Annotated in this window: 24 protein-coding genes; 22 read left to right on the top strand and 2 right to left on the bottom strand. The window is 43.2% G+C overall.

Translation table 11 applies throughout. The annotated features are described in order from the left end of the window. Window positions 1-246 precede the first annotated feature (246 nt). Both H6F39_RS00980 and H6F39_RS00975 read left to right on the top strand, forming a co-directional pair. The gene (locus H6F39_RS00980; RefSeq protein ID WP_190396052.1) at window positions 247-2,442 is read left to right on the top strand and encodes a cation:proton antiporter; all 2,196 of its coding nucleotides are present in this window, start codon (window positions 247-249) and stop codon (window positions 2,440-2,442) included. 20 nt (window positions 2,443-2,462) lie between these two features. After that, complete coding sequence (locus H6F39_RS00975; protein WP_370539355.1) at window positions 2,463-3,158, top strand: AMIN domain-containing protein; 696 nt, start codon at window positions 2,463-2,465, stop codon at window positions 3,156-3,158. A gap of 272 nt (window positions 3,159-3,430) precedes the next feature. Here H6F39_RS00975 and H6F39_RS00970 read toward each other — a convergent pair whose 3' ends face one another. Together H6F39_RS00970 and H6F39_RS00965 are read right to left on the bottom strand one after the other, a co-directional pair. Continuing rightward, window positions 3,431-3,973, bottom strand: a complete 543-nt coding sequence (locus tag H6F39_RS00970) for a DUF3172 domain-containing protein (RefSeq protein WP_028085263.1) — start codon at window positions 3,971-3,973, stop codon at window positions 3,431-3,433. A gap of 160 nt (window positions 3,974-4,133) precedes the next feature. Beyond that, window positions 4,134-4,610 carry an NAD(P)H-quinone oxidoreductase subunit N gene (locus H6F39_RS00965; RefSeq protein WP_028085262.1) on the bottom strand — a complete coding sequence of 159 codons (477 nt, stop codon included), beginning with the start codon at window positions 4,608-4,610 and terminating at the stop codon, window positions 4,134-4,136. 868 nt (window positions 4,611-5,478) lie between these two features. Between H6F39_RS00965 and rplC the strand changes: the two genes are divergently transcribed. The 20 genes from rplC (at window position 5,479) to H6F39_RS00865 (ending at window position 16,675) form a co-directional block, all read left to right on the top strand. Then, window positions 5,479-6,117: a 50S ribosomal protein L3 gene (gene rplC, locus H6F39_RS00960; RefSeq protein WP_028085261.1), complete on the top strand. Its 639-nt coding sequence runs from the start codon at window positions 5,479-5,481 to the stop codon at window positions 6,115-6,117. A 52-nt stretch (window positions 6,118-6,169) separates the two neighbouring features. Continuing rightward, window positions 6,170-6,802 (top strand): 50S ribosomal protein L4, encoded by a 633-nt coding sequence (gene rplD, locus H6F39_RS00955; protein ID WP_137906403.1) that lies wholly within the window; start codon window positions 6,170-6,172, stop codon window positions 6,800-6,802. Further along, the gene (locus tag H6F39_RS00950; protein ID WP_137906402.1) at window positions 6,795-7,112 is read left to right on the top strand and encodes a 50S ribosomal protein L23; all 318 of its coding nucleotides are present in this window, start codon (window positions 6,795-6,797) and stop codon (window positions 7,110-7,112) included. Before rplD ends, H6F39_RS00950 begins: the two co-directional genes overlap by 8 nt. Before the next feature lie 91 nt (window positions 7,113-7,203). Further along, the gene (gene rplB, locus H6F39_RS00945; protein ID WP_137906401.1) at window positions 7,204-8,067 is read left to right on the top strand and encodes a 50S ribosomal protein L2; all 864 of its coding nucleotides are present in this window, start codon (window positions 7,204-7,206) and stop codon (window positions 8,065-8,067) included. A 145-nt stretch (window positions 8,068-8,212) separates the two neighbouring features. Beyond that, window positions 8,213-8,491, top strand: coding sequence for a 30S ribosomal protein S19 (gene rpsS, locus H6F39_RS00940; RefSeq protein WP_028085257.1), 279 nt, complete (start codon window positions 8,213-8,215; stop codon window positions 8,489-8,491). A gap of 20 nt (window positions 8,492-8,511) precedes the next feature. Further along, a complete protein-coding gene (gene rplV / locus H6F39_RS00935; RefSeq protein WP_137906400.1) occupies window positions 8,512-8,874 on the top strand; it encodes a 50S ribosomal protein L22 in 363 nt (120 codons plus the stop codon). Between the two features lie 57 nt (window positions 8,875-8,931). After that, window positions 8,932-9,723, top strand: coding sequence for a 30S ribosomal protein S3 (rpsC, locus tag H6F39_RS00930; RefSeq protein ID WP_137906399.1), 792 nt, complete (start codon window positions 8,932-8,934; stop codon window positions 9,721-9,723). Window positions 9,724-9,818: 95 nt separating this feature from the next. Next, on the top strand, window positions 9,819-10,244 hold the full coding sequence (rplP, locus tag H6F39_RS00925) for a 50S ribosomal protein L16 (protein ID WP_137906398.1): 426 nt from the start codon (window positions 9,819-9,821) through the stop codon (window positions 10,242-10,244). A gap of 3 nt (window positions 10,245-10,247) precedes the next feature. Next, window positions 10,248-10,475: a 50S ribosomal protein L29 gene (gene rpmC / locus H6F39_RS00920; RefSeq protein ID WP_027402099.1), complete on the top strand. Its 228-nt coding sequence runs from the start codon at window positions 10,248-10,250 to the stop codon at window positions 10,473-10,475. 6 nt (window positions 10,476-10,481) lie between these two features. After that, entirely contained in the window at window positions 10,482-10,733 is a 252-nt protein-coding gene (gene rpsQ, locus H6F39_RS00915; protein WP_137906397.1) for a 30S ribosomal protein S17, read from the top strand. Between the two features lie 45 nt (window positions 10,734-10,778). Next, the gene (gene rplN, locus H6F39_RS00910) at window positions 10,779-11,147 is read left to right on the top strand and encodes a 50S ribosomal protein L14 (protein ID WP_137906396.1); all 369 of its coding nucleotides are present in this window, start codon (window positions 10,779-10,781) and stop codon (window positions 11,145-11,147) included. Further along, window positions 11,147-11,497: a 50S ribosomal protein L24 gene (gene rplX / locus H6F39_RS00905; protein WP_137906395.1), complete on the top strand. Its 351-nt coding sequence runs from the start codon at window positions 11,147-11,149 to the stop codon at window positions 11,495-11,497. Before rplN ends, rplX begins: the two co-directional genes overlap by 1 nt. Before the next feature lie 113 nt (window positions 11,498-11,610). Then, on the top strand, window positions 11,611-12,159 hold the full coding sequence (rplE, locus tag H6F39_RS00900) for a 50S ribosomal protein L5 (protein WP_137906394.1): 549 nt from the start codon (window positions 11,611-11,613) through the stop codon (window positions 12,157-12,159). A gap of 20 nt (window positions 12,160-12,179) precedes the next feature. Next, window positions 12,180-12,581 (top strand): 30S ribosomal protein S8, encoded by a 402-nt coding sequence (gene rpsH / locus H6F39_RS00895; RefSeq protein WP_028085248.1) that lies wholly within the window; start codon window positions 12,180-12,182, stop codon window positions 12,579-12,581. 94 nt (window positions 12,582-12,675) lie between these two features. Further along, window positions 12,676-13,224, top strand: a complete 549-nt coding sequence (gene rplF / locus H6F39_RS00890; RefSeq protein WP_137906393.1) for a 50S ribosomal protein L6 — start codon at window positions 12,676-12,678, stop codon at window positions 13,222-13,224. A 2-nt stretch (window positions 13,225-13,226) separates the two neighbouring features. Then, window positions 13,227-13,589, top strand: coding sequence for a 50S ribosomal protein L18 (rplR, locus tag H6F39_RS00885; RefSeq protein ID WP_028089025.1), 363 nt, complete (start codon window positions 13,227-13,229; stop codon window positions 13,587-13,589). A 69-nt stretch (window positions 13,590-13,658) separates the two neighbouring features. After that, window positions 13,659-14,183, top strand: a complete 525-nt coding sequence (gene rpsE / locus H6F39_RS00880) for a 30S ribosomal protein S5 (protein ID WP_028089024.1) — start codon at window positions 13,659-13,661, stop codon at window positions 14,181-14,183. Window positions 14,184-14,247: 64 nt separating this feature from the next. Beyond that, entirely contained in the window at window positions 14,248-14,715 is a 468-nt protein-coding gene (rplO, locus tag H6F39_RS00875; protein ID WP_137906392.1) for a 50S ribosomal protein L15, read from the top strand. Between the two features lie 92 nt (window positions 14,716-14,807). Next, window positions 14,808-16,121 (top strand): preprotein translocase subunit SecY, encoded by a 1,314-nt coding sequence (gene secY / locus H6F39_RS00870; protein ID WP_137906391.1) that lies wholly within the window; start codon window positions 14,808-14,810, stop codon window positions 16,119-16,121. After that, entirely contained in the window at window positions 16,121-16,675 is a 555-nt protein-coding gene (locus H6F39_RS00865; RefSeq protein ID WP_137906390.1) for an adenylate kinase, read from the top strand. Before secY ends, H6F39_RS00865 begins: the two co-directional genes overlap by 1 nt. The last annotated feature ends 114 nt before the right edge of the window (window positions 16,676-16,789 follow it).

Genomic DNA, 16,789 nt, shown 5'->3' with positions numbered 1-16,789 from the left:
CAACAGTTATAAATCCTAGATTCTCTTTGATTTGTTTTATTATTGCTGATTGTCAAATTATTTCTAGTTTAATCGCCAAATTGATAGTTAGTTATTTTTAGCATTAACCATTAAGATGGTAAAGTAACCATGACTAACATCTCAAACCAATAAAAATGGTCTCCAGATGTATCTAATCATATTGACAATATTCACAGTTATCAAAAATTATCTGCGTCAAATCTGGTAATCGTTAGTGGGGAAACTATGCACACAGTTGTTCTCGTTCTAGTTCAAGTGCTAATTGTTATTGGACTCTCAAGACTTGTAGGACTGGGATTTAAAGCAATTAAACAACCATTGGTAATTGGTGAGATATTCGCCGGCATTATGCTTGGTCCATCATTATTTGGTTTAATTGCTCCTGATCTAGCACATCATCTCTTTCCATCAGAAACAATGCCTTATTTGAACGTTTTATCGCAAATAGGGCTAATATTTTTCATGTTTTTGATTGGGTTAGAATTAAATCCCAAATATCTGAGTGGTAACTTAAAAACTGCCATTCTCATTTCCAATCTCAGTATTATTGTTCCTTTCGCTTCTGCATTTGTATTATCTTTCGTACTGTATCCTTTAGTTTCCAGTAGTAATGTCAATTTTGCTCCTTTTGCTTTATTTTTAGGGGCAGCAATGTCAATTACTGCCTTTCCTGTTTTGGCGCGAATTATTACCGAAAACAACTTACAGGGAACTCGTTTAGGCACATTAGCTTTGACTTGCGCCGCAGTGGATGATGTCACAGCTTGGTGTATTTTGGCCGTAGCGATCGCCGTTGCTCGTCATGGTAGCATTGATCAACAGGCCGTTCTCACTATTATTGAAAGTATTGTTTATATTGGCTTCATGTTCACAGTTGGACGTTGGTTTCTCAAACGTTTGAGTAAACATCATCGTCGGGCTGGGCGCTTGAGTCAATTCCTCCTGGCTGTAATTTATATGGGGGTTGTTTCCTCCGCTTTAATTACGGAATTTATCGGTATTCATCTGATTTTTGGCGCATTCCTGTTAGGCGCAGTCATGCCCAAAGATGAGGAATTAGTCAGAGAATTGGCCATCAAAACTGAAGATTTTGTCCTCATCTTTCTATTACCAATATTCTTCGCCTACAGTGGTTTAAAAACACAAATTGGTTTACTCAACAGTCCTAAGTTATGGCTATTGTCTGCCTTGATTTTATTAGTGGCAATTGGCGGTAAATATATTGGTGCTTATGTAGCAGCTAGGTTCAGCGGCATTGACAAACGAGAATCTTCCGCCCTGGGTTGGTTAATGAATACTCGTGGTTTAACCGAGTTAATCGTCTTGAATATCGGGTTAGAATTAAAAGTAATTACACCCTTGCTTTTCACCATGTTAGTAATTATGGCCTTGGTGACAACATTCATGACCTCACCATTACTAGAATGGACATATCCTAAACGCCTGATTAGATTAGATATTGTTGAACCAGAAGCAGAAATTCCACCAGAAACCCCACCAGAAATTAGTGAACCCTATTCATCACAATATCGGATTTTAGTTCCAGTAGCTAATCCCGACACCCAAAAAGGTTTGTTACAATTAGCAGCAGCGATCGCCATCAACAACCGACAACCCGCCGTAGTTTATCCCCTCAGTTTCATTGAACTCGAAGAAGACTATAGCTTTGAGAGTAGCCCCAACGAAGCCGATAGACTCATAGCCGAACGTCGTCAAAAACTAGAAGAATTAATCGCTACCCTAGAACCACCAGAAACACGCTCCTATATCCATCCCATAGTTCGGATATCTAGCAATGTCGCCAGAGAAACAGCACAAATAGCCGCCAAAATTGTCATGTCAGATTTAGTTCTTGTTGGCTGGCATCGTCCCGCTTTTAGTAACAATCGTTTGGGGGGAAGAGTTGGACAAATTCTTAGCACTACACCAGTAGACGTGGCCGTATTTGTAGATAAAGGTGGCGACGCTAGTGAAAGTTTATTAGTTCCCTACTCCGCCAACATTCATGACGATTTAGCACTAATCATCGCTTTGAGAATGCTCATTAACCATGATACTTGTATGTTGCAAGTTTTACAGGTATTTAAAGGACATCACACCTCAGACGAACTAAGTTATGAACTTAATGCCATGATGGGGCAATTACCTAAGAGTGTCCGCGATCGGATTCAGATCAACACCGTCACCACTCCAGACCCAATGCGAACAGTAATTACTGCTTCAGAAAATGTTGATTTAACTATTGTTGGTACTAGTCGTCTCTGGGGAATTGAACGTCAAACACTAGGAAGATACACAGATCAACTCGCCATTCAATGTCGTTCTTCTCTACTTATTACCCGTCGTTACAGTCAAATTACCTCACACCTGACCTCCCTGTTACCAGCAATTAACACCCAAGAAACAATTCCCAATTCCTAACTTTTGATAGTCGGTACACTGTGCTAAACATCCCAACCCCAAATAATCAAGTCATGAAAATTAGCAATAATCAAATTCTGCCAGCGATGAGGGTGAGCTTATTTGCCCTAATTATTCTCAGCCCTAGTATCAGTTTTGCCCAAGCAGTCGCACAATTGGATAATTGGCAATTTAACCCCAAAGCACAGCAATTAAAAATTAACCTCTCAGCTACCGTAAAACCTCAATATTTTTACCTTCCCGAACCACCACGTTTAGTGCTTGATTTGCCTAACACCAAACTCGGTCAAGTCCCCACCCAAAAAGAATACTCAGGTGCAATTCAGAAAATTCGCATTTCTCAAATGAACGAAAACGTCACCCGCATAGTTCTTGATTTAGCGCCAGGAACTCAGTTACAATCCAATCAAATACAACTTTTGCCCCTTTCCCCACAAAAACCCACGCGCTGGGTCTTTAGTCCCCATATTACCTTTTCCCCCGCCCAAAATCTCTCCACCACCCTACCACCATCCACAAACTTGATTACCAACCCCCAACAACCTTTTGTCACTGTACCACCTCTAAATTCTCAAAATCCCGCATCAGTCCCCAATTCACCCATCCCTTCAGCAATGTTTCCTAAGCCTACAGTCAACAAAAATAATTCCCCAAACAACCCTACAGAAATTCCCATTATCGAATTTGGTCAACCCCTACCCATACAAAAATTTTAGACAGGCTACGCCACCCAGACTATCAGCACCTACGCAACAGGCATAATATCCTACATATAATCAGGACTTACGCAAAATATCTTTCAAAGCCTCTTTCCTTCGTGATCTTCGCTCCTTCGTGGTTGATTATTCCGTAACCTGCGGGTAAGTCTTATTGTAGTCAGAACTTTAGACCTCTCTTCAAGATGCTACAGGAAAATAATCAGGGCTAAAGCCTCCACGAAAAACACAAAAATATTATTTTGTGTGACACTCGCGTAAGTCCTATATATTTAAAATCTTTCCGTATCTTGAGGAGTTCCCACAGCCCCAGGTTGAGATAAAAAGAAATTTTGAGCCGATTCATTTTGATATATACATCTAATATCCGGCTTTTCGCTGTCTAAGTCCCCTGTAAAGCCAAAGGTATTCAAACGATTTTTACATTCCCTGACCTGATCTGAAGTCACAAGTTTTTTATTTTCCAAAATTGCCCAGTTATTTTGACGAATTACACATCCAGGACGGATATTAGGCTGGGCAACATAAACATTAAAAGGATTAAGAGTGACAAATAATCTAGCATCCATCACCATTGCACTAGCTCCATACTGGACGCAAATCTCAGGATTTGGCGCTTTAGTGTCAATGAACTCCCGGGAAGCCACATTTGATGAACTCAATGTAGTTGTAGAACTAAATGCAATCCCAATTCCAATTCCCAAAATCAGCACCCCCCCAAAAATGGCAATGCTGGCGAAGTTAAAAATCGGAGATTGGAAAATAGAGGCTTTAGGGGTATTAGTCGGTCTATTGTTAGAAGATTTACGTCTCATTTTCGCTTTATTACCTTCACGCCAAATTAGAAGGAATTGGTTGATTTTCCCTGATTCACTATATTGTTTTGATATTGTTTCGATGTCACAACCACAGCCAGCAGTCAGTCAAACGACAACTGACCACTGACCATTGTACGGGCGAACGGCAGGAAATCCCCTAACTAGCTAACAGAGTCTTTTCTAGAGGTTTCCAGCGGAAAGTGCGATCTCCACCTCTCTCAATTACTACTTTAACCCTTGGTTCTAATTTGGGTAAATCCATTAAATACTCAACTTCCTGATCAGACAAAATATGTCCCTCAATTATCCACAATACTAACCCCTTCGACTTAGGAGGTAATTGTGCTAAATGAGAATCGAGTATGGGTGGTAAATAATATACATCACCCACCGCAGCACCACTACCAGTGCTTTTTTTACCCAAATGTGGCGGTCTCACACCATGAACCTGAGTCAGATATGCAGCCACGTCACCTAATCCTCTAGCAGTAATATGGAGGCCAACATAGCCAGCAGCCCGCAAACGGCGCAAATAGCGACCTTCATAGCCCCCTTCCAGAGGAACATAAACACCCAACGCACCAAACTTCTCCAAATTGCGGATGAAACCGTTACCAGTGGTAATTAAGGCCATAGATTTTCTTCCTATCCCATCTCAGATATCTCTATTATTCACTCTCTGCTAGTAGATTAAGTTAAATGAAGCTGCATATTTTCATCAACCTTGAGAATCTCAAGCTAAAATCTAGGCAAAATCACCCCCCTATCAGCATCCCAATAATATATCTAAAAATATCTAAAAAAATACTAGACAAAAATTAATGAATGGTTTACAATGTTAGATTGTGACCGAATAGTAAATTAGATAGCCATCTTATTTTAGAGTTATCAGCCAGTCCTAGCATCTGATATTCTAGTTAGTTCCCCCAGAAGAATAAATTAGCTTATCTAGACAAGAGACTGCTAAACTAAAAAAGCTAGGACACAAACCGAGAGCCAAAATCTTATGTAGGCTCCCACAGCAAATCACTCCCGTAAATCCTAAAAAAATTAGGCCAGACCTCAAACAATAGTTTAAACTATTAATTAAGAGAAGTAGTTCCAGATCAATAATGTTGGTTTTATGGCATTATGTTAATGGTCAGGAAACGGATACTGAGGGTTAATAACCACTTAAGTCCCACTACAACGGTAGAGTGCCAAAGCAACTGCTTGGACGAAAGCATTGCTGCACACAGCGCAAAGCAATCAAGCCTCGCATTAAGTAGAAGTAACACCTTCTCAATAGGGTAGGAAACTATTCTTGTGATGGTGATTAGATTAGGTAAGTGAAAATAAACAAATTCACTAAAACAGAAAGAGCAAGAATTGTTGCGTTGCCAAGATTTTGTACTGATTAACACCAGTCCAAATTTCTGAAGGTATAGTTTACCTGCAAGCAACCGTGACAAAACTGCCAATTCGATTTCCATTAGTCAAATTAGGAAGGAGAACCAGTAACTGTGTCTGTAGGTATTCTCGGCACCAAGCTGGGCATGACCCAAATCTTTGATGAAGAAGGAGTATCTATTCCTGTCACAGTCATCCAAGCAGGTCCATGCACCGTTACACAAGTTAAAACAAAACAGACCGACGGTTATGCAGCCATTCAAGTTGGTTATGGTGAAGTTAAACCCAAGGCACTAAACAGACCATTGTTGGGACATTTGGCTAAATCATCTGCCCCGGCTGTCCGTCATTTGAATGAATATCGCACCGATAGTGCTGGAGATTATGCTTTAGGTCAAGAAATTAAAGCAGACATTTTTAGTGCTGGTGAAATTGTAGATGTAGTTGGCACAAGTATCGGTCGCGGTTTTGCCGGCAACCAGAAGCGTAACAACTTCGGTCGTGGACCTATGTCCCACGGTTCTAAAAACCACAGAGCGCCAGGTTCTATTGGGGCTGGTACAACCCCAGGTCGTGTTTATCCCGGGAAAAGGATGGCAGGACGTTTAGGCGGTACTCGTGTCACAATTCGCAAACTGACAGTAGTAAGAGTAGATACAGAACGTAACTTAATCATCATTAAGGGAGCTATTCCTGGTAAACCAGGAGCTTTAGTTAACGTTCTCCCGGCAAAGAAAGTTGGTAAAAAATAGTCATTGGTCATTGGCAAAAAAAGACAACTGACAACTGACAAAGGACACAAAGATGGTAGAGAGTGTAATTAAAAATTGGCAAGGAGAGCAAGTTGGGGAAACCAGCTTTGACTTACGAGTTGCCAAAGAAACAACAGCGGCGCATATCGTACACCGCGCCCTAGTCAGACAAATGACCAATTCTCGCCAGGGAACTGCCAGCACTAAAACTCGTGCCGAAGTTCGTGGTGGTGGTCGTAAACCTTGGCGGCAAAAAGGCACAGGTCGCGCCCGTGCAGGTTCTATTCGTTCACCATTATGGCGTGGTGGTGGTGTGATCTTTGGACCTAAGCCCAGAGATTTTAACCTACAAATGAACCGCAAAGAACGCCGTTTGGCATTGCGAACAGCCTTTATTAGTCGTGCTGAAGACTTAATAATTGTTGAGGAATTTAGCAACGAGTTACAACGTCCTAAAACAAAGGAACTCGTGGCCGCATTAGCTAGATGGGGTGCTGCACCGGAACAAAAAACACTGTTGATTTTGTCGGAAATTGCAGAAAACGTGCTTTTATCAGCCCGGAACATTGAAAACTTAAAACTGATTCCTGCTAACCAGTTAAACGTTTACGACCTGCTCCATGCTGACAAAATTGTTGTCACATCATCAACTATAGAGAAGATTCAGGAGGTCTACAGTGTCTAAACTAGTTGCCACCCGTGACCTACCCGATTTAGTGCGTCGCCCCATTCTCACCGAAAAAGCGACCATGCTCATGGAGCAAAACAAATATACATTTGAAGTAACTCCTAAAGCCACTAAACCACAAATCAGAGCCGCCATTGAAGACCTATTTGCAGTTAAGGTCGTCAAAATCAATACCGCTAACCCACCACGGAAACAAAAACGTGTAGGTAGATTTATTGGTTATAAGCCCCAATATAAGCGAGCTATTGTCACCGTTGCTCCTGGGGACGAAGAAAAAATTAGAAAAGTTCTCTTCCCAGAAGTCTAGAAATTTTAGATGAGAGATTTGAGATCAGAAACAATCTAAAATCTAAAATCTAAAATCCAAAATTGATTAATCCAAAATTCAAAATTCAACTATGGGTACTCGTTCTTATCGCCCTTATACCCCCAGTACTCGCCAAGTTACAATCTCCGACTTTGCTGAAATTACCAAAACTGAGCCAGAAAAATCATTAACTGAATCAGTTCATCGTCCCAAAGGTCGGAACAATCAAGGGCGGATAACCAGCCGTCGTCGGGGTGGCGGACACAAACAACTTTACCGCATTATTGACTTTAAGCGAGATAAGCGGAATGTCTGGGCAACAGTTACAGCCATTGAATACGATCCTAACCGGAATGCGCGGATCGCTTTGTTATTGTACGAAGATGGCGAAAAACGTTACATTTTGCAACCCAATGGCATGACTGTAGGCACAAAGGTGATTGCAGGACCTGATTCTCCCATTGAAGATGGTAATGCTTTGCCACTGTCAAATATCCCCCTGGGTAGTAATGTTCACAACGTGGAAATGACTCCAGGTAAGGGCGGTCAAATCGTCCGTGCTGCTGGTGCAACTGCCCAAGTTGTCGCTAAAGAAGGCAACTATGTAACTTTAAAATTACCTTCAGGTGAAGTCCGCTTGATTCGCCGTGATTGCTACGCCACCATTGGCCAAGTCGGTAATACAGACGCGAGAAACCTGAGTGCTGGTAAAGCTGGACGGAATCGCTGGAAAGGCCGTCGTCCCAAGGTTAGAGGTAGCGTCATGAACCCTGTGGATCACCCCCATGGTGGTGGTGAGGGAAGAGCGCCTATCGGTAGATCCGGTCCTGTAACACCTTGGGGTAAACCTACATTGGGTGCTAAGACCCGTAAGCGCAAGAAAGCAAGCACTAAATTAATTATCCGTCGTCGGCGCAAATCCTCTAAACGTGGACGTGGTGGCCGTCAGTCCTAGAATTTGAGATTTTAAATTTTGGATTTTAGATTGGGTCTATTTTTAAGCTTTCAAAGTTTTTGAGGCCTAATATGGGACAGCTTAGTTATCCAAAATCCAAAATTCAGAAATTGAAAATCCAAAATCCAAAATCGAAAATTGCACTATGGGTCGTTCTTTAAAAAAAGGTCCGTTTATTGCTGACCATCTCCTCAAGAAAATTGAGAAGTTGAATGCAAAAAATGAAAAACAAGTGGTTAAAACCTGGTCGAGAGCTTCGACAATTTTACCCTTGATGGTAGGTCATACTATCGCTGTTCACAATGGACGGCAGCACGTTCCTGTATTTGTCAATGAACAAATGGTAGGTCATAAATTGGGAGAATTTGCTCCTACTCGTACCTACAGAGGTCATGGCAAAAGTGACAAAAAATCAGGGAGATAATCGCAATCTACAATTAACTTATGGCAACTGATACTACTACTGAAGTAAAAGCGATCGCCCGTTATATACGCATTTCTCCCTATAAAGTGCGCCGTGTACTTGATCAAATTCGCGGGCGTTCCTACCGAGAAGCACTAATCATTCTCGAATTTATGCCCTATGGTGCTTGTGAACCAATATTAAAGGTTCTCAGAAGTGCCGCAGCTAATGCCGAGCATAATGCTGGACTAGACCGGGGTGACTTGGTAATTAGTCAAGCCTACGCTGATCAAGGTCCAGTGCTAAAACGGTTTCAGCCCAGAGCGCAAGGTCGAGCTTACCAAATTCGCAAGCCAACGTGTCATATAACTGTTGCGGTTTCCGCCGGCGCTACTGCTGAGTAAACAGCTTTATAGGCACAAGAAAATTGCGTACAGTCAGAAATTTTAGAGGAAGCATTTGTGGGACAGAAAATTCATCCAGTCGGCTTTCGACTGGGTATAACACAAGAACACCAATCCCGTTGGTTTGCAGAACCTGACCGTTATCCAGAACTTCTACAAGAAGATTACAAACTCCGTCAATACATTGAACAAAAACTAGGTAGATACGCGCAAAATAACGCCGGGATTTCCGAAGTGAGAATCGAGCGCAAAGCCGATCAAATTGACCTAGAAGTACGTACAGCCAGACCAGGTGTGGTTGTAGGTCGTGGTGGTCAAGGTATTGAATCATTACGGTTGGGACTGCAAGGGGCATTGGGTGGTAATCGCCAAATTCGCATTAATGTAGTCGAAATCCAACGAGTTGATGCTGATGCCTATCTAATTGCTGAATACATTGCTCAACAATTAGAACGTCGTGTTTCCTTCCGTCGAGTTGTCCGTCAAGCAATTCAACGGGCGCAAAGGGCAGGAGTACAAGGAATTAAAATCCAAATCGGTGGTCGGCTCAACGGTGCAGAAATTGCCCGGACAGAGTGGACCCGTGAAGGCAGAGTTCCTCTCCATACCTTGCGTGCTGATATTGACTACTCTGGCTGCACAGCTAAGACAATTTACGGGATTCTCGGTATTAAAGTTTGGGTATTTAAAGGAGAAATTATTCCTGGTCAAGAACAGGCTCCCACCCAACCAGCCAGAGAACGTGACCGTGACCGTGACCGTGACCGTGGAGACCGTGAACGCGAACCCCGTCGCCGGCAACAACAACGTCGCCGTCAACAGTTTGAAGACCGCTCCAATGAAGCCTAGTCAATGCTCAATAGTCAGTGGCAAAAAAAACTGACAACGGACAACGGACAACCACGGGGGGTTTGCCCCTACTGACAACCGACAACTGACAAATCATGTTAAGTCCTAGAAGAACTAAATTCCGCAAACAACAACGCGGACGTATGGAAGGTCTGGCCAGCCGTGGCAGTACCCTCAACTTTGGGGACTTTGGACTCCAAGCCCAAGAACCATCTTGGATTACTTCACGGCAAATCGAGGCCTCCCGTCGGGCAATGACTCGTTATATTCGCCGGGGTGGTAAGATCTGGATTCGCATTTTCCCAGACAAACCAATCACCATGCGTCCTGCTGAAACCCGGATGGGTTCTGGTAAAGGTAATCCAGAATTTTGGGTAGCCGTAGTCAAACCAGGCCGGATTATGTTTGAAATTGGCGGCGTTGCTGAAGAAATTGCCCGCGAAGCTATGCGATTGGCCGACGCTAAGTTGCCAATTAAGACCAAATTTATTGTGCGCTCTCAACCACAGGAGCAGGAGTAGCTTATGCCTCTTCCCAAGATTGCGGAAGCTAGAGAATTAAATGACGAACGTCTGGCTGAGGAAATTGTTGCAGTTAAAAGACAACTATTCCAGTTGCGCTTGCAAAAAGCCACAAGACAACTAGAAAAGCCTCACCAGTTCAAACACGCACGCCACCGACTCTCCCAATTGCTGACAGTAGAAGGAGAACGGAAACGGGCAGCAAGTCTTTCAGACCAAGAGCAAAAGTAGAAGATTATGGCAGTCAAAGAACGAGTTGGCTTGGTAGTGAGCGATAAAATGCAAAAAACTGTGGTAGTAGCCATAGAAAACCGCGCTCCTCACCCCAAGTACGGCAAAATCGTAGTTAAAACCCGCCGCTATAAAGTTCACGACGAAGAAAATACGTGCAAAATAGGCGATCGCGTGCGGATTCAAGAAACCAGACCCCTGAGCAAAACTAAGCGTTGGCAAGTTACAGAAATCCTGAACACCAAAGCTACAGCGTAAACTGTTGTAACATAAGCTACAACAAACCCAAAAGAGAGACCAGTTGTGATTCAACCCCAATCTTATCTGAATGTCGCAGATAATAGCGGTGCTAAAAAACTAATGTGCATCCGCGTATTAGGTGCAGGTAACCGCCGTTATGGTGGCGTAGGTGATAGAATTATCGCCGTTGTCAAAGAGTCTTCACCCAACATGGCTGTCAAAAAGTCTGATGTTGTAGAAGCAGTAATTGTGCGTACTCGTAAGGCTATTAGTCGTGATAGCGGTATGACCATCCGTTTCGATGATAACGCGGCAGTTATCATCAACAAGGAAGGTAATCCTAGAGGTACACGGGTATTTGGTCCGGTAGCTCGAGAACTGCGCGATAAAAACTTTACTAAAATTGTTTCTCTGGCTCCGGAGGTGCTGTAATGGCAAAGCAGCCACAACCCAAAGTTTTTTATAAAATGCACGTCAAAACCGGTGACACTGTGCAAGTCATCGCCGGCAAAGATAAAGGTAAAGTTGGTGAAGTGATTAAAGCACTACCACAACTGAGCAAAGTTGTGGTCAAAGGTGTCAATATGAAAACCAAGCACGTGAAACCCCAGCAAGAAGGGGAATCAGGGCAAATAGTCACGACTGAGTACCCCATTCATAGCTCTAATGTGATGCTCTATTCTACCAAACAAAACGTTGCTAGTCGCGTCTGCTACACTTTCACTGCCGAGGGTAAGAAAGTGAGAATGCTCAAAAAAACAGGTGAGATTTTAGATAAATAAACTGGTGAATGAGGATGAGATTTTAGATTTTCCACCAAAATCTCAAATCCAAAATCCAAAATCCAAAATCTAAAATTCCCTGACCAAGCCCAGGGGATATAAGGAGAAACACTATGGCCATAACACGACTAAAAACTGTATATCAAGAGACAATTGTCCCAAAATTGATTACTCAGTTTGAATACACCAACGTGCATCAAGTGCCGAAGGTGATCAAAGTATCTGTCAACAGAGGTTTGGGAGAAGCTGCTCAAAATGCTAAATCCCTGGAGGCATCCCTGAGCGAAATTGCCCTGATCACTGGACAAAAACCAGTAGTAACACGGGCTAAAAAGGCGATCGCAGGTTTTAAAATTCGTCAAGGTATGCCTGTAGGGATTATGGTGACACTCAGAGGCGAACGGATGTACGCCTTCTTAGATCGTCTGATTAACCTGACACTACCTAGAATCAGAGACTTTCGCGGTGTCAGCCCCAAAAGCTTTGACGGACGTGGCAACTACACTCTAGGTGTGCGGGAACAGCTAATTTTTCCAGAAGTGGAATACGACAAAATTGACCAAGTCCGAGGTTTAGATATTTCTATTATCACCACGGCAAAAACAGACGAAGAGGGCCGCGCCTTATTAAAGGAAATGGGAATGCCCTTTCGTGATCAATAAGTTCATCTAAAGAGGGAACGATGGCGGCTAACGACACAATTGCAGATATGCTGACGCGCATCCGCAATGCCAATATGGCGAAACATCAAACTACGCAAGTACCAGCTACAAAGATGACTCGGAGTATTGCCAAGGTATTGCGGGAAGAAGGCTTTATTGCGGAAGTTGAAGAAGCAGGAGAAGGAGTAAAGCGTAACCTAGTTATTTCCCTGAAATACAAAGGTAAAAATCGCCAACCTTTAATTACTGCCCTCAAGCGAGTCAGTAAACCCGGTTTACGAGTTTACTCCAACAAAAAAGAATTACCAAGAGTGCTAGGCGGTATCGGTATTGCCATTATTTCTACATCCAGTGGGATTATGACTGACCGCGAAGCACGCCGCCAAAATCTAGGCGGTGAAGTGCTTTGCCACGTTTGGTAATCGTCATTGGTCATTGGTCATTGGTCAGTGGCAAAACAACGAACAACTGACAAGTGACAACTAACAACTGACAATAGACAAAGAACAAAAAATCATGTCTCGTATTGGTAAACGTCCAATTACCATCCCCGCCAAAGTTCAAGTGGCGATTGATGGTGTCAAAGTAGTGGTAAAGGGTCCTAAAGGTGAACTTTCCCGACAACTACCTAACAATGTTATCGTCTCCCAAGACGGAGAAACATTGCTAGTTACCCGTCGTGATGAAACCCGGACCTCTAGACAAATGCACGGTTTGAGCCGCACACTAGTGGCCAACATGGTAGAGGGAGTATCCCAAGGTTTTCAACGTCGCTTGGAAATCCAAGGGGTCGGTTATCGCGCTCAAATTCAAGGGCGTAACCTAGTTTTAAACATGGGTTATAGCCATCAAGTGCAAATTGAACCACCAGAGGGAATTCAATTTGCGGTAGAAGGTACTACTAATGTCATAGTCAGTGGCTATGACAAGGAAATTGTCGGCAACACAGCCGCGAAAATTCGCGCCGTTCGTCCCCCTGAACCTTACAAAGGTAAAGGTATTCGCTATGCCGGTGAAGTGGTCAGACGTAAAGCTGGTAAGACTGGTAAGGGTGGTAAGAAGTAAATATGAAACTTACTCGTAGAGAATCAAAACAGCGTCGTCATCGGCGCGTTCGTGGTAAAGTTAACGGTTCGGCCGAACGTCCCCGTCTGGCTATATTCCGATCTAATGAGCATATTTACGCTCAAGTGATTGATGATACCAAACAGGAAACTATAGTAGCGGCATCAACCGTAGAACCAGAATTAAAATCCAATATCGCTTCTGGTGCTAACTGTGAAGCATCAGTGCAAGTTGGTAAATTGGTAGCAGTACGCGCTCTAGAAAAAGGCATCACCAAGGTAGTTTTTGACCGGGGTGGCAACCTCTATCATGGTCGCATTAAAGCCCTAGCCGAGGCAGCACGGGAGGCTGGTTTAGATTTCTAAGTCCGTCAGTGGTCAGTAGCAACTGACAACTGACAACTGACAACTGACAACTAAAAGAGAACATTGATTATGGTAACCGGTCGTCGTAAAGCAAGTCGTGCGAAAAAAGAAGAAACCAACTGGCAAGAGCGAGTTATCCAAATCCGCCGGGTGAGTAAAGTCGTCAAAGGTGGTAAAAAACTTAGCTTCCGCGCCATTGTCGTCGTCGGTAATGAACGTGGACAAGTTGGAGTCGGAGTTGGCAAGGCCTCAGATGTAATTGGTGCAGTTAAAAAGGGTGTCGCTGATGGTAAAAAACATCTAATTGACATCCCTATCACTAAATCCAATTCTATTCCTCACCCCATTGATGGTATTGGTGGTGGAGCTAAGGTCATGATGCGTCCAGCTGCACCAGGTACAGGCGTAATTGCCGGGGGTGCTGTACGGACTGTATTAGAGTTAGCAGGAATACGTAATATCCTGGCTAAACAATTAGGTTCAAACAATCCTTTAAACAACGCTAGAGCCGCAGTTAACGCTCTATCAACCCTGCGGACATTAAGTGAAGTTGCTGAAGATCGCGGTATCGCCATTGAGAAACTCTATATTTAGTCGCCCTTTGTATCAGATTCTCAATCTCAAATCCAAAATCTAAAATCTAAAATCCCCAATCAAAATGAGACTCAACGATGTTAAGCCTCAAAAAGGCTCGAAAAAACGCCGTAAGCGCGTAGGTAGAGGTATTTCTGCTGGACAAGGCGCTAGTGCTGGTCTAGGGATGCGTGGTCAAAAATCCCGTTCTGGTAGTGGGACAAGACCAGGTTTTGAAGGTGGTCAACAGCCATTGTACCGCCGGATACCTAAACTCAAGGGATTCCCTCTCGTTAATCGGAAAATTTACACGATCATTAATGTAGAGAAGTTAAATGATTTACCTGCTAACTCAGAAGTAACTCTGGAATCTTTAAAAGAGGCTGGTATTTTAACCGCTGCTAAGGGGCCATTGAAAATTTTGGGAAATGGGGAATTAAATGTTCCTCTCCGGGTAAAGGCCGCTGCTTTCACGGGTCAAGCTCGTATCAAAATTGAGGCTGCTGGTGGGAGTTGTGATAGCGTAGCGCGGCCTACAGCCACAGCTGCATAAAAGATGAAGGATGCGGGATGAAGGATAAAAGATCAAGCACTGGAAACTTCACACCTCATACTTCACACCTCATACTTAAAAGGTAAAACTCTATGATCAGTCGAGACAAAGCCCCAACGGCTCAAGAAACTTTTATGCAAATGGCGCAAGCAGCCGGACTGAGAGGTAGGCTGCTTGTTACCGTAGGTATTTTAATTTTAGTTCGTTTGGGCATCTTTTTACCTGTACCAGGAATTGATAGACCTAAGTTTGCTGAAGCTATATCGGGCAATAATTCCATCTTTGGCTTGTTGGATATATTCTCTGGACGAGGACTCTCTACTTTGGGGATCTTTGCTTTGGGGATTTTGCCCTTTATTAATGCTTCCATTATCATCCAATTGCTCACCGCCGCTCTGCCCTCTTTAGAAAATTTACAGAAAAATGAAGGGGAAGCAGGTCGGCGGAAAATATCACAAATTACCCGCTATGTGACTGTAGGTTGGGCAATTATTCAAAGCGTGGCTTTTTCGGCATTATTCCTCCAACAATTTGCCCTCAACCCAGGTCCGATATTTGTGGCAGAAACCGCAATTGCTCTCACTGCTGGTTCAATGTTCGTGATGTGGGCATCAGAACTAATTACGGAACGGGGTATTGGTAATGGTGCATCTTTGCTGATTTTTGTCAACATTGTTGCTTCTTTACCCAAGGCTCTGGGTGATACCATTGACTTGGTACAGGTGGGTGGACGGGAAATTGTCGGTCGTGTCATTGTTCTTGTACTAGTTTTTATGCTCACTATTGTGGGTATTGTGTTCGTACAAGAGGGAATGCGCCGCATCCCTATTATTTCTGCCCGTCGTCAAGTGGGTAGAAAGGTTTTAGCAGAACAGCGGAGTTATTTACCCCTACGTCTTAATTCTGGGGGGGTAATGCCGATTATTTTCGCAGCGGCCATCCTGAGTTTGCCGCTTTTAGTCGCCAATTTTACTAAAAATCCCGAATTAGCAAACATTGTTAATACTTACCTGAGTCCTGGTGGTTCTGCACCTTGGGTATATGCCCTCGTTTACTTAATTTCCATTGTTTTCTTTAGTTACTTCTATTCTTCGTTGATTCTCAACCCTGTAGATGTGGCTCAGAATTTGAAAAAAATGGGTTCTAGTATTCCGGGTATTCGTCCCGGTAAGGCTACTAGTGAGTATATTGAACGGGTGACAAATCGCCTCACTTTTTTAGGTGCTATCTTTTTGGGTTTGGTGGCAATTATTCCTACCGCAGTGGAAAGTGCTTTGAAAGTGCCAACTTTTAAGGGGCTAGGTGCAACATCTTTGTTAATCTTGGTTGGTGTGGCAATTGATACGGCTAAACAAATCCAAACTTATGTTATATCTCAGCGATATGAAGGAATGGTGAAACAATAGTGACGCGATTAATCTTCTTGGGACCACCGGGAGCAGGTAAAGGAACTCAAGCTAAAATATTGGCTGAATTTTTACAGATTCCCCATATTTCTACAGGTGACATTCTACGTCAGGCTATTCAGGAGAAAACAGATTTGGGTATCCAAGCCCAAGCTTATATGGATAAAGGCGAATTAGTCCCCGATAAATTAGTAGAGGATATGGTTGAGGAACGTCTGAAAAAATCAGATGCTAAATCAGGTTGGATTTTAGACGGCTTTCCCCGTAAAGTTACACAGGCAGAGTTTTTGGCAAAATTACTCGAAAATTTAGGACAGGGTGGTGAAAAAGTAGTCAATCTGGATGCGCCAGATGAAACTGTTGTTAGTCGCTTACTCGGACGCGGACGCAAAGATGATACTCAGGAGGTGATTCGTCGCCGCCTGGAGGTTTATCGTGATGATACTGCACCCTTGATTAGTTATTACAGCCAGCGCGAAAAACTCCTCACAGTCAACGGTAATCAGTCCCAAGAAGAAGTTTTTACTGCTTTGCAAAATATCATAGCTGCTTAAAAGAAATAGGGACAGTATTCTATGTAGGTAGAAGGAAAAAACTGATTTCATGATGGCCTATTACCTGTACCCTACTTTCTCGCCCAGGCACAAGTCAATTTTAGCTAAGATATA

The sequence above is a fragment of the Dolichospermum sp. FACHB-1250 genome, from assembly GCF_014696335.1.
Lineage (GTDB): Bacteria > Cyanobacteriota > Cyanobacteriia > Cyanobacteriales > Nostocaceae > Dolichospermum > Dolichospermum planctonicum.
The sequence above is the reverse complement of the archived record's forward strand: the minus strand, read 5'-3'. Positions and strand labels throughout refer to the sequence as shown.